Origin of the sequence: Nostoc parmelioides FACHB-3921, from assembly GCF_014696625.1 — a bacterium.
Classification (GTDB): Bacteria; Cyanobacteriota; Cyanobacteriia; order Cyanobacteriales; family Nostocaceae; genus Trichormus; species Trichormus parmelioides.
Genome location: NZ_JACJQL010000006.1, coordinates 107,301 through 119,116, shown reverse-complemented (window position 1 = coordinate 119,116; position 11,816 = coordinate 107,301). Strand labels below are relative to the sequence as shown.

13 protein-coding genes and 1 tRNA gene are annotated in these 11,816 nt (G+C 41.1%); 11 read left to right on the top strand and 3 right to left on the bottom strand.

From position 1 onward, the window contains the following. The first annotated feature begins 136 nt into the window (after positions 1–136). Entirely contained in the window at positions 137–1,402 is a 1,266-nt protein-coding gene (locus H6G14_RS06765; RefSeq protein ID WP_190566325.1) for a glycosyltransferase, read from the top strand. 82 nt (positions 1,403–1,484) lie between these two features. Here H6G14_RS06765 and H6G14_RS06760 read toward each other — a convergent pair whose 3' ends face one another. Beyond that, positions 1,485–2,711: a tetratricopeptide repeat protein gene (locus tag H6G14_RS06760; protein WP_190566324.1), complete on the bottom strand. Its 1,227-nt coding sequence runs from the start codon at positions 2,709–2,711 to the stop codon at positions 1,485–1,487. A 335-nt stretch (positions 2,712–3,046) separates the two neighbouring features. Between H6G14_RS06760 and H6G14_RS06755 the strand changes: the two genes are divergently transcribed. Next, on the top strand, positions 3,047–3,646 hold the full coding sequence (locus H6G14_RS06755) for a chromophore lyase CpcT/CpeT (RefSeq protein ID WP_190566323.1): 600 nt from the start codon (positions 3,047–3,049) through the stop codon (positions 3,644–3,646). A gap of 107 nt (positions 3,647–3,753) precedes the next feature. Here the strand turns inward: H6G14_RS06755 and cpdA are convergent, their stop codons facing one another. Then, entirely contained in the window at positions 3,754–4,554 is an 801-nt protein-coding gene (cpdA, locus tag H6G14_RS06750; RefSeq protein ID WP_190566322.1) for a 3',5'-cyclic-AMP phosphodiesterase, read from the bottom strand. A 421-nt stretch (positions 4,555–4,975) separates the two neighbouring features. On the opposite strand from cpdA, the gene H6G14_RS06745 reads away from it, so the two are divergent. From H6G14_RS06745 to H6G14_RS06720, 6 genes are all read left to right on the top strand, one after another. Beyond that, positions 4,976–5,047 (top strand) — tRNA-Cys (locus H6G14_RS06745). A gap of 200 nt (positions 5,048–5,247) precedes the next feature. After that, positions 5,248–5,481: a hypothetical protein gene (locus H6G14_RS06740; RefSeq protein ID WP_190566321.1), complete on the top strand. Its 234-nt coding sequence runs from the start codon at positions 5,248–5,250 to the stop codon at positions 5,479–5,481. A 377-nt stretch (positions 5,482–5,858) separates the two neighbouring features. Further along, positions 5,859–6,431 carry a hypothetical protein gene (locus tag H6G14_RS06735; RefSeq protein WP_190566320.1) on the top strand — a complete coding sequence of 191 codons (573 nt, stop codon included), beginning with the start codon at positions 5,859–5,861 and terminating at the stop codon, positions 6,429–6,431. Positions 6,432–6,625: 194 nt separating this feature from the next. Continuing rightward, positions 6,626–6,778, top strand: a complete 153-nt coding sequence (locus H6G14_RS06730) for a plasmid mobilization protein (protein WP_190566319.1) — start codon at positions 6,626–6,628, stop codon at positions 6,776–6,778. Positions 6,779–6,856: 78 nt separating this feature from the next. Continuing rightward, complete coding sequence (locus H6G14_RS06725; protein ID WP_190566318.1) at positions 6,857–8,422, top strand: VapE domain-containing protein; 1,566 nt, start codon at positions 6,857–6,859, stop codon at positions 8,420–8,422. Between the two features lie 509 nt (positions 8,423–8,931). Next, a complete protein-coding gene (locus H6G14_RS06720) occupies positions 8,932–9,336 on the top strand; it encodes a hypothetical protein (protein ID WP_190566317.1) in 405 nt (134 codons plus the stop codon). 239 nt (positions 9,337–9,575) lie between these two features. Here H6G14_RS06720 and H6G14_RS06715 read toward each other — a convergent pair whose 3' ends face one another. Next, complete coding sequence (locus tag H6G14_RS06715) at positions 9,576–10,223, bottom strand: hypothetical protein (protein ID WP_190566316.1); 648 nt, start codon at positions 10,221–10,223, stop codon at positions 9,576–9,578. A gap of 79 nt (positions 10,224–10,302) precedes the next feature. Here H6G14_RS06715 and H6G14_RS06710 point away from each other — a divergent pair, with 79 nt between their 5' ends. The 3 genes from H6G14_RS06710 (at position 10,303) to H6G14_RS06700 (ending at position 11,787) form a co-directional block, all read left to right on the top strand. After that, positions 10,303–10,545, top strand: a complete 243-nt coding sequence (locus tag H6G14_RS06710) for a hypothetical protein (protein ID WP_190566315.1) — start codon at positions 10,303–10,305, stop codon at positions 10,543–10,545. After that, positions 10,535–11,017, top strand: a complete 483-nt coding sequence (locus H6G14_RS06705; RefSeq protein ID WP_190566314.1) for a hypothetical protein — start codon at positions 10,535–10,537, stop codon at positions 11,015–11,017. The genes H6G14_RS06710 and H6G14_RS06705 overlap by 11 nt, the downstream gene beginning before the upstream one ends. 380 nt (positions 11,018–11,397) lie before the next feature. After that, entirely contained in the window at positions 11,398–11,787 is a 390-nt protein-coding gene (locus H6G14_RS06700) for a hypothetical protein (RefSeq protein WP_190566313.1), read from the top strand. The last annotated feature ends 29 nt before the right edge of the window (positions 11,788–11,816 follow it).

Here is an 11,816-nt window from a genome sequence, read left to right as displayed (position 1 = left end):
TATTGTTAGGGTTTGACCTTAGCTTGATGTCCTAATTTATCTGGCTACAGCTGTAACTGTTGATTAATGACTAATAAACAATAGGGTGCTTGCAAATACCAAATTTCCCTAAGAAATACAAAAATTTACTAAAAGTATGCAAAAATCAAAGCTTCGCATTGCGCTGTTTAGCGGTTTGTATGCACCCTTCTTAACTGGAGTCTCAGTTGCGGTACACCAGAGGGTTCATTGGTTGTTAAAACAAGGGCATGAAGTATTACTTGTTCACCCCCAAATCAACGACAAGTTCCCCAAAAAAGTTGGAAGCCGCCCAATGGTGGGACTAGAAGAACTAAAACCTTTCCCTAATTTTTCTTCCTTTGCATTTCCTACACAGCCACTAATATTTTATAAGTCTCTTCCCCAACCTTTAAGCTATCGCCATTGGAGTGATAGTAAGTTACTTTCAGACTTCCAACCAGATATTATCGTAGTGGAAGAAGCAGCGCAAATGCGGGGTTTATACTCTGGTTTGTTGCAAGGTTATGGTCGTCCTGTAGGTGTGAAATATGCTAAACGCACCCATACCCCCATTATTTCTGTCTTCCACACAGACATTGTTGCCTATATCAAATATTACTTTGGTGATATCTTCTTTAGCTTGGTGCGTCCTCTGATTCCACTTTTAGTAAAACAGTTTAGTGACAATTATGACTTGAATGTGTTTCCTTCACGAGAACAACTCAAGAAATACCACAACTTAAAATGTCAGCGTAGTGAATACGTGCCTTATCAAGGAATTGATTGCGAGAAATTTCATCCCCGCAACATCACTCACAACCCCATTCCCAACGATGGTAGACCGACTCTATTGTTTGTAGGACGCATTACCGCCGAGAAAAATGTCACGCAACTCATAGATATGTATCCTATGATTGCTGCCAAAATTCCTGATGTGCATTTGGTAATTATTGGTAGTGGGCCTCTAGATGAAGAAATCCGCAAACGCGCCCAAAAATTCCCTTCCGGTATTACCTTCTGGGGTGAGTCTCACGGTACAGAACTTTTAGGTTGGTTCGCCCGCGCCGATGTTTTTGTCAATCCTTCTGTAACAGAAAACTTCTGCACCACAACCAACGAAGCCTTAGCCTCTGGTACTCCCGTCGTTGCGGCGATCGCACCATCAACTTCAGAACAAGTTTTCCCTGGTATGAATGGTCTTTTAGCAGAACCGAATAATCCGCAGGATTTTGCTCAAAAAATAATTACCATTTTGGAAAATCCTGAACTCAAATCTGCCTTGAGTGAACAAGCCCGCCCTTCCATCATAGGTTACGATTGGTCAGCTTGTATGGAAAAGTTTGAAAGCAAGCTGTATGAATTAGTACAATCTTCCGGCAAGCAAGAAGTAACTTCTGTGTAATAAGCTAACGCGTACCTAACTAACTACTAATAAGGGCTGTTAACTGTCAACTGTCAACAGCCCTCACAATGGATTGTGCAACTTAAATACTGTTAATTTGCTGTGTGAAATAAGCTTCTTGATGTTTTAATTGTCTCGCCAGTTCTAAACCTTTTTGAAATGCTGCGAGGGCTGCTGGGGAGTCTTTACGCTCTAAATATAATTTTCCTATTTGGTCGTAAGCTTCCATCAGACCATAAAAGTTGACGGCTCGTGTTTGTATTTCTAAAAGAATTTCGCTGGCTTGCAAAGCTTCATCTAGTTGTCCTTGAGAACGGTACAGAGAGATTAACTTCTGTACAGCTTCCGCCGCACTAGGATATTGTTGCAATTGCCATGCAGTTATGTAAGCTTCTTGATAGTTTTTAAAAGCTGCTTCTATTAAAGCAGGATTTTTTCGCGCTAACATTTCATAATTAGCGGCGATCGCTAGCTGTAGGGTTGGCAACTGAGTAAAATTATTATTCTGAACATAAATAGCTTTTATTTTGTTTAAAACATCAATAGATTTTTGTGCTTGCTTAGATTGTTGATAAATATAAGCCAGCTTTTGCAAGTATGTGAACTCCTGATTTTGATTTTCTCCCCCAGAGGTAGCTAATCTGAGCAATTCCTCGTAGGCGGTAGCTGCTTGGGGATAATCAAACCAATTGAGATTTATTTCCCCTATGGTTGTGAGAGTATTTACTTGGGCAACTAAATCTTGTTTTTCTCGAACTGTGGCTAAAACTTCGTTGTAAACTGTAATGGCACTTTTTAGCGATCGCGTTTTCTGATAAGCTTCGCCTAAAGCTTGTAGTAGTGGTAAGTCAACACTGTGCTGCACATTTTTGTTTCGCGGTTGTGCCTGTTTTTGAATTGCTTGTAATCGTTGAGTGATGTACAGTAGCTCTTGGCGATCGTTTTGATTCCACGCAATCTCACCAACTCGTGACAGCGCCTTGACTTCAGCAACAGCCCCTAAATAACGGCGCAAGCGTAGTTCACGGTTCCAAATTTCAAACGCCCCTAAACTATCCCCAGCTTGTAGCTTTGCTGTTGCTTGTTGGTTCAAATCATCTAACGCAGCCTCCAGCTTTTGTCTTTCTGCAACAGTTAACTGTTGTTTATCGCGTAAAGTCGGTACAAGCGGATCAGGTGTAGTAATTTCCAATGGGCTAGGAGGAAACCTGTCTGCTTGTTGAGGATCGTTACTCCTGGCTAGAGTTACAGAATTGGTAAGTTGCCAAATAATCACAGTCGTAATGAGGAGACTTAAGCGCCTTAGCATAAGGATTTGACGATTTTGTGGGTATGAAGGTGAGTAACCGATAATGGGTAAGCTGTTACGCATTTAAATGGTATATTTCGCACTCAGGTTGTCAAAAGTCCAAAGTCCACAGTCCAAGCTAACCTTTAACTCTGGACTCTTGACTATGGACAGCCCTGACGCAAGAATATTTGATCTAAGTGCGTATCACCTTATGAGTTGCTGCCTAATAACTTTAACTGCAAATCCATTAGACGCATCAACCTGAAATAAATATCCCCAATTCCTAATCCCCAGTCTCCAATCCCCATTAAGCTTTAAAATACTCTCAGATATTTTTTAATAAATCTGATGTAATGACTCATTCTACAGACATAGCCACCTTAGCACGGTGGATGGCAGCCGATTTTAGTAATCAAGCCCAAGCCTTTGAAAACCCACCTTTTTACGCCCATATTCGTGTGTGTATGCGTCCTCTACCGTGGGAAGTATTGTCTGGAGTAGGTTTTTTCGTTGAACAAGCTTATGATTATATGCTCAACGATCCCTATCGTTTGCGGGTACTCAAGCTAATGACCGTAGGCGATCGCATCCATATTGAAAATTATATAGTTAAGCAAGAAGAAAATTTTTACGGTGCTTCCCGTGACCTTAATCGTTTGAAAACTTTAACTAGCGAATCTTTGGAAAAATTACCAGGCTGTAACATGATTGTTGAGTGGACTGGTAACAGCTTTAAAGGTACGGTAGAACCAGGAAAAGGTTGTATTGTTGTTCGTAAAGGTCAAAAGACCTACTTAGATAGCGAATTTGAAATTAACGAAGAGAAATTTATCAGTCTTGATAGAGGGCGAGATTTAGAAACCGATGCACACATCTGGGGTTCTGTTGCTGGGCCGTTCTATTTTGTACGTTTGCATAATTTTGCCGATGAGGTCAAAATAAGTGCCGAGTGATATTAGCTGTAGTGGGACGTTGAGCAGCTTTCTAAGTTTTGAGTATTACTTAGTAATATTCTGCGTCCTTCTACGCTTTCTTTATCTATAAAATTCCTGCCAGGTACTTAGTAAGATACTGTTACCGCCGGCTCTATGGGTAGGGAATAAGGCACTCGCTCAATTTTAGTCGTCCATGCGCCATCGGCGTATAGTTTCAACAAACGAAAACCTGGTAGTTCTTGGTTAATCGCAAAAGTAGAGCTTTGCGACTGGAACTGATAGCAAGTTGAGGGAGATCCCAAGTAGTGAACATTGTGGCGCTGATGTCGAAATTCCTGGTGAATATGACCAAATAAGACTAGCTTGACCTGCGGGTAACGATCAATCACAGCAAACAACTCCTGTGAATTCTGGAGACAGCTACGATCTATCCACGCAGAATTGACTGATACAGGAGGATGATGTAATGCTATTAAGGTGGGGTTATTAGGTAGCATTTTTAACTCAGAATCCAGCCAATCTAGGGTAGTAGCTGAGAGATAACCATACACACAATCAGTAACACTAGAGTTAAGCAATATAAAATTCCAATTTCCACGTTGAAAAGACTTACGTCGGGAAACCATGCCTAGATTTAATATTTTATCCATTGCGATCGCACAGTCATGATTTCCTGGGAGCCAATAAGTAGCTATTTGCAGTGAATTTAAATAGTGTTGTAGGTTTTCATAAGATTCTGGTGTTCCATCGTCAGATAAATCCCCCGTCATCAGCAGCAAGTCTAACTCCGGTCGTAGTTCCTCTAGCCGCTTCATCACAGCTAAAAAAGACTCTGTTGTAGATATTCCTTGTAGCCTTTGGCTTTCTGAAGCCAACAGATGTATGTCTGTTATTTGAGCAATTGAGATGGGTAACTTTTCGTTCATTTTTATGTTTAGCCACTTATGCGTATTGATACCAGCTTCTTCCTTACAACATGAAATGAGTAGTAAATTCATTTTTTAACTTATCAATGAAGCAATAGGCTATCTCATCTCAGGTAAATCATTCACGGATTGCTACTATATCTAAGTCAATAAATACAAGTAAGCTTTAGTTCTTTTTTATACTTTTAGAATTTATTTCGGATTTTCATCTATCTTAAGGAGTAAATTATATTTTTTTTGTATTTTACGACACTCATAACTCACTAAATAGAAGTGTAAATGTTTCTCTTTCATAAGACTAGTTTATAATTTATATTTTTTTTACTTAACATTAAAATCTGCATTAGTAATAGCAAAAATTTTGCAGTTTGAGGATGCCATACAAAGCAAACCTATGTTATGATGGTTGACTGTAGAGTGTGGCGGCATAGCCAAGTGGTAAGGCAGAGGTCTGCAAAACCTCCATCCCCCGGTTCAAATCCGGGTGCCGCCTTAAGGGTTTCAGGCTCTTAGAAACCCATAATGAATACCCAAAGTGAATAACTGATAGTCAAAGCGATAGTCAAAGGGTGCCAAAGGGGTGATAAGGGATACCCCTTGACTCATACTAGTCATCGCTAGGGGTTAACTTGACTATCTGTAAGTATCAAACTGATACCTCTATGGCTAATAAAAGGATATTAACTACAGTCGATGCTAAACTCTATTCCCAACTACAAGAACTGGCTGCCCAATCTGGTATCTCTATGGCTGCCCAGATCAGAATCCTTATCAGTAGCGCATACAGAGCTACAAAAGTCGATAGTAACCCTTAATGCTAGTAATGCGCGGTTTATCGATACCCTTAACCGCTTAGATAAGACCCTAGATGCCAATACCCAGGCGATCGCCAAACTTACAGAATATTTAGATAAACAAGATGGCTAAGATAAACATCAAAGACCTAACCCCAGAACAGAAAGAGAGACTCTTAGAAGTCCTAAAGCGCAGGGAAGCTACCAAGGCATCCCAGGAACCTAAGAAGCTTAAGCGCAAGGGATTACAGGTCAACTACTACAATGGGTCAGCGACTAGACCCCCCAGTGGACATAAAGTATAACCCCAGGAACTCTTTAGGACACCCTAGAGAGTTTTTCAGTTATTTAGGGGTACTATAGGTCACCTAGTAATCTGAAATCACCTCTAGGCGACATAACCCTGTAATATTCTTTACTAAATATTTACCAAATAATGTTGCCATGGGTGGCTATGGGTGGCTAATGATGCTATAATATAAACAGGTAAACAGTTAGGACTTGCCACCCATGACAGACAGAACTAAAACCTCAGTCAGATTAGATGCTGATGTGGTAGCTATTATAGCCAACTATGCCAAGTCTCATACTAGTGGGGATAAGACTAAGGCGCTAAATGAGTTAGTTAGGTCAGCACAGGAAGCCCAGGGTATCCGGGAAGCCCCTATTAATCCCCCTGCCACCCATAGCCACCCTGAGCCACCCAGTAATGATTTATTGGATAAAGTAGTATTAGAAATGGAGGGGTTAAAGGCTAGAATACTTGAGGTAGAACAAAAGCTAGATAAACCCCAGGTAGAAGACATAGCCACCCAGCCAGCCACCCCTGAAGTAGGGGATAAGGTAGACATTAGCCACCCATTCTATAGCACCCTAACAGCTTCAGAATATGTAGAACAGGAGTGTATAAAAGGAAAGGGGAAGGGGGTAAAGACTTATAAAGTTAGATGCTACCAGTCATTAGGTCTAGTTGTGGTAGGAGTAGAGGCTAAGGCTGGGGTGATATTTGAGGTACTAGGTAAATCTAACCCAGGTGAAATAACCATAGGGGAGGATGGTAAGTTCCTTTATGGGAATCTGTAGAGTATTTTCTATGATAACCATAGGATATTTCAATAGCTGATTACAGTTCCTATCATTGACTATCCTCTATGGTTCTTAGGGAATACTAGGTATTTAACTAATGCAGATGTCTGAAACCCTGATTATTTGGTAGGGGTTTAGGTGACAACCAGGATTTGACTAAGTATGAGAGTAAGGACTACAGGATTTACCCAATGATTACCAAACCACACAAACTAAACATCAAAATAGCAGCTAATGAACTAGCACTCATTAAGGCTAATGCGGCTAAGGCTGGTTACAGTGTCTCTGAGTATGTGAGACTAACCGCTATGGGATTACCTTTACAACCCCTAGACAGCAAGTAGGGTTAACCAGTAACCAGCTAGTTAACCCCAGAGTTCAGTATTAAACACACATAGGGCAGATGCCCAAAGGATTCAAATATGTCAGATTATAACACATTCAATGATATTCAGTCAAGCTTCGATGGTTTTGATGATGAAGATGATAGCGCCAAAGGACAGAAGTTACTGGCTTGGTTAAAGTCTGTAGACTTCTTTGGTAGCTCAGTAGGGTCAGGTGGTGACAAGTCCAGAAGTGCTGACCCTAAGTCAGGTAATGAACCTGAGAGAGCTAGGAAGTTAGCTAAAAAGTATATCCAAGGGTCTAGAGAGAAAGCCTATGTATTCTGGCAAGTGTTTGAGGCTGTATATGGTAAGCATTTAGAGTTAGATGGTTGGGCGGATGTTGTTCACTATCAAGGGCAAGCTACTACTAGACCAAAGCTAATGGCTAGATTAGAGAAGGCTTTAGAAATGTCATCCCCACAGGCATCTAAGGGCTTCTATGAAAGACAGTTAGAGATATTGCTAGAGGGTAAAGAGTTTCAACCAGTTAGGAAATATCTAGAACAGAACTACAAAGAACACTCAGAGCATAAAGTCTGGATTAACCACCTAAGCTTTGAGGAAATAGAGAAGTTAGGTAAAGAGAAGGGCTTTAAAGGTATGCCCCCTTTCTATATTGAGAAGGGTTTCCAGCCTTTACCTGAATGGGACAGCTTAGGTAAAGTCCTATTTGGTACTGATGACCCCTTAACCCAGGAAATGGTTACTACTTGGTTATGTGGCGCGGTCAAGAGGGCTTTAGAGCCTGGATGCCCTATGAAGCGGTCATTGATTATTAAAGGTGACCAGGATGCTGGTAAGTCTGCCTTTACTCGGATATTAGGTAAAAACTGGGGAACTGAACTCAGATCAGGAACTAATGAGGCTGATATTATCCGCCAATGTAAGTTTACATGGATTATGGAGTTGTCCGAGTGCGATCGCTTGTTTAAGGGTAAAGAGGCTAGTGTCCTAAAAAGCCTACTCAGTACTACAAAGGATACTTACATTCAGAAGTTTAAAGAGGCTGATGAGGCATCAGTCACAGAAAGAGTTACCCTGTTTATTGGTACTACTAATGAGTCTAAGTTCCTAGTAGATACCACAGGTAATAAAAGATTCTGGGTTATAGACTTGGCTGATGGGTGGAAGTTACCCCTGGCATGGTTAGAGGATAATATAGATCACCTTTGGGCTACTGCTTACCATAAGATACTCAATGGGTATCCTACAGACTTATCAGAGAATAGCCAAGTTGCCTCAGAGGTCAGAAACAGAGACTACATGGTAGAGGGTAGCTGGGTAGAGCAACTAGAGACCGCGCTTAGTAAGGCGACACTTGAGGGTAAATATTCCCTTGCTTTTAAAGCAGTTGATGTTATGTATGCTATGGGTCTTAGAGGGGATGCCCACAGTAGAAATAAAACCGCAGTAGTTAACAGCCTTAAGCAGTTAGGTTATGAACAGAAGCCCATTAAGGTATTAGGTAAGACTGAGAAGTTATGGAAGTTATCAAGTGTACCTAATACTGAGGTTATCCCCGCCAGAATAGACACTGAGCGAATGGTATGGGAAGTACTAGATAAAGATAACCCAGAGAGGGGTTACAAACCTATTAACTAGACCTTAGTGAGAGCCCTAGATAATCTAGGGTTTTTTATTACCTTTGTCGCTTATGAGCGCTTAAACAGTAGAGCTAGTCACCCTTAGATTATTCCTGGTTACCTCCGGTTACCTCTGGTTACCTCTAGGTTACCACACAGGTAACCGCTAGGATTCATATAGGGTATAGCTTTCAGCCTATGGGTTACCTGGTTACCTCTATTTTATGAAATAGATATCACCCAACACCTCTATAAAAGCTAATAGGTAAAACCAAGGTAACCAGGTAACCCACAGCCTATACCTTAAGCTGTATAAGGGTTCTAGCGGTTACCACTAAAGGTAACCAGAGGTAACCAGAGGGGTAACTAGAGGTAACCTGTATATCCTAAAGGGTAATATGTGCAAAGTAACCCTAAAGTCTACCTAAATAACCCCTAAATGCTTACCAAATAACCCATTGAGGCTCGACAGTCACCCCTAATAAGTGCTAAAATAGTAGATGAAACCACAGAGAAACCCTAACACTTATGGTAGCCCAGATAACTAAAACCACACCTAAGACCTTCAGAAGTTGGCTAAGGCAGTTCAAGGGAAAAGATAGCCCTTATGGGGACTTGGCTACTGATGCCTTTGATGACTCTAACTGGACTGGTAACACTGTTAAGTCTCTAGCCATTGCAATGGTTATGGGACACCCTTGTTATGAGGCTTGGGCTACCTTTAGGGATGCGGCTAGGGCTTATATAACCTCTATGGGAGGCACTAACAGGCAAAAGGCTAATATAGAGGAAATAATAGCTAGGTGTTGCCCAGATGATGAAAGTAATGATTCAGGGGTTGATTTAGATGATGAAATGGGTGAACACTGGGATTATCCAGGTAGCCCCTATGAAGATTACTTTGATGGTGATGATGAGCCAGCCTATGATTAACTAATCATCTAGTGATCGCCCTAGAGGTTGTCTAGGGTATTTTAATAACCTATCCTCTTAAGCGCTTAAGTCCCTGGGGTAAATAAATAACCCCCTAGCCGCCAAGCTAAGAGGTCAAGTGTAGGACATGAAACACCAAAAGAAACCTGTTAAATATAGTTGTTAAATATAAAATAGCCAGATGCCATGCCAGCTACCATTAATCAGTCAAAGGGGTAACTAGTACCCCTTATGGTTTATTAAGGCTGTTCCTGGAACCCAACTAGACTCAGGATGTAGAAGGTATCATCCTCTGTCAGGTCTTTGAGGTCTGGGGCTTTTACAGGGTCTTTCTCTAAGGCTACAAAGTCCTTAAGGATTCTAAGGGTAATCGCTTTGTTGTTCAGGGATACATCGGCAGGTAACTCAGTTTCATCAGCTAGATGTACCTGAAGTAGTTTGTAGAAATAAACATCAGATCCAAATGGGTCATCAGCCAAGTCGCCCAAGATACTGGCTAGGACATCTTTGTAAAGGTCTTGAGGGTTAGCATAGGACTTACCAAAGTACTTTAGACCCCCATTACCAAGCTTCTGGGTACTGCATTCAACCCCATACCAAGGATGACTAATCAGCTTGATAACTGTCTTAGTAAATAACCATAAGCGGTCATCCAAATCTTGATAGACTTCTGCATACTTTCTGTAGACTGCAAAGAAGGTATCAGGGGTCAGTTTACCTACCTTAATAACTGAATCCAAATAGTCCTCTAAGTACTGGACTAGGCGAACTTTGGATGCGAACTCGGCAGCCTTCTGGGCTTTTAGTTTAGCCTCAGCCGCTTTGAGGTCTTGGATTTGTTTTTCTAGTTCAGAGAGACTGGGTTTACCTTGGTTTACTTGAGCCATTATTTTTAATCCTGTATGGGTTCTACCTCATTTAGTCAACCAGTTGTCTGACTAAATACTAGAAAAGGAACCTAAGGTTATGACTAAGAAACAGATAGCAATCCGGGTAGACCAAAGTACTGATAACTGGTTACATGATGTAGCCCAAAGTAATAACCAGACAGTATCAGAGGTTATTAGAGGGTTTATTAAGCATCATCAGAATATACATAGGGGGACTAGGCTTGTCTTGGATGAACTAAGCGGATTAGAACCCCAGGAAGCCCTATTAACTCTAGATGCGGTTATTGAACAGCTAAGGGATAAAATCAATGGCAAATAGGAAGTGCCTGATCTGTAAGCTAGACCATGATAGGCTGATTGAGTTTAACCAAAGGGTGACTATGGGGTTACCTGCCTCAGCCCTAGCGGATTACTTAGGGACTGTAGGGGTATCAGTGACCCCACAGAATGTCTATAACCACTTTAAACATTCCAAGGTAGCCAAGCCAGTCCCCTCTGATGTGCTGATACCTACTAAGGTGAATAGGTTGGTATCTGAGGAGGGGTTGACCTCTGACCAGAGACAAGAAAGGTTATTACAGATAGCTTGCGATATGGCAGATACACTTTATGAGACATTTCAACAGTCTAGTAGCCTGAGGGTATCCAGAGAGTTAAGGGATTGGGTGGATGTTGCTAATAAGATCACCAAGGATAGGCAAGATAGGGAAGGGATACCAGAGCCTAATCTTTCAATACAGATAAATGTAGAATGTCTGGAACCTCCCTTAGAAATATCAGAAGCACATTAGCTGACTTTGGCTAACTATTTCGATGGTTGTCGAAACCTTTCAAGACCCCTACTGAGTAGTATTAATACTCCATAGGGGTTATTTAATGCCTATAAAATACTGAAGTAAGAAACAAAACCTAGCTGTTTCTTACTTTTATTTTAGGAACCTATACAGGGTAAGGATTCTAGGAGCCATTACTTCGCAAAGCACTTGCGCCATTGAGGCTATTTCTTACTTTTAAGTCCTAATATGAACAGTGTTCACTTTGACTATATGGATGTAAGGACTAAGGGGATTACCCTTAACCCTAATGCAAAACCCCTTGAATAGCTGCGAACTACTTAAGGGGTACTCAGTAAATAACAAGTATAGGGCTACAACCCTAAAGGACTCAGATTATGTTAGGTAAAAACTCTCAATACTATTATCATAGCACATTAGGCACAGTTTGTGTAGTGCCTAGACCAACTTTATCTTCTGTTAATACTAAGGATGGTCAACCTGTTTCTGTTAACTATCCTACTAACAGCCAGTTTGGGGTAGCAGTTAAGTATTTCTATGACCTTAAAGGTATTCAAGTAGAGGACTATAAGTGGAATAAGCCAGACTTATTAGTCTATGAGCTAGCTGATGGGACTCTATTAACTGCTAGTAAGGAAGTGGTAGAGGCTTCCCAGGTTAACCATACATCTGGTTATCATACAAAGTGCTACATACATCAGGTTAAGGACTTACAGGTACTAGAGAAGTTGCCAGAGGAAATAGAGGAACACTTCGAGTTTATATAACCAATAGGAAGCCCCTAGCGATCGCCTGG

Coding starts and splice junctions, on each gene's coding strand:
- H6G14_RS06740 (WP_190566321.1), top strand. CDS start 5,248: ATGCTAAACTCTATTCCCAACTACAAGAACTGGCTGCCCAATCTGGTA.
- H6G14_RS06755 (WP_190566323.1), top strand. CDS start 3,047: ATGACTCATTCTACAGACATAGCCACCTTAGCACGGTGGATGGCAGCC.
- H6G14_RS06725 (WP_190566318.1), top strand. CDS start 6,857: ATGTCAGATTATAACACATTCAATGATATTCAGTCAAGCTTCGATGGT.
- H6G14_RS06710 (WP_190566315.1), top strand. CDS start 10,303: ATGACTAAGAAACAGATAGCAATCCGGGTAGACCAAAGTACTGATAAC.
- H6G14_RS06730 (WP_190566319.1), top strand. CDS start 6,626: ATGATTACCAAACCACACAAACTAAACATCAAAATAGCAGCTAATGAA.
- H6G14_RS06715 (WP_190566316.1), bottom strand. CDS start 10,223: ATGGCTCAAGTAAACCAAGGTAAACCCAGTCTCTCTGAACTAGAAAAA.
- H6G14_RS06720 (WP_190566317.1), top strand. CDS start 8,932: ATGGTAGCCCAGATAACTAAAACCACACCTAAGACCTTCAGAAGTTGG.
- H6G14_RS06735 (WP_190566320.1), top strand. CDS start 5,859: ATGACAGACAGAACTAAAACCTCAGTCAGATTAGATGCTGATGTGGTA.
- cpdA (WP_190566322.1), bottom strand. CDS start 4,554: ATGAACGAAAAGTTACCCATCTCAATTGCTCAAATAACAGACATACAT.
- H6G14_RS06705 (WP_190566314.1), top strand. CDS start 10,535: ATGGCAAATAGGAAGTGCCTGATCTGTAAGCTAGACCATGATAGGCTG.
- H6G14_RS06700 (WP_190566313.1), top strand. CDS start 11,398: ATGTTAGGTAAAAACTCTCAATACTATTATCATAGCACATTAGGCACA.
- H6G14_RS06760 (WP_190566324.1), bottom strand. CDS start 2,711: ATGCTAAGGCGCTTAAGTCTCCTCATTACGACTGTGATTATTTGGCAA.
- H6G14_RS06765 (WP_190566325.1), top strand. CDS start 137: ATGCAAAAATCAAAGCTTCGCATTGCGCTGTTTAGCGGTTTGTATGCA.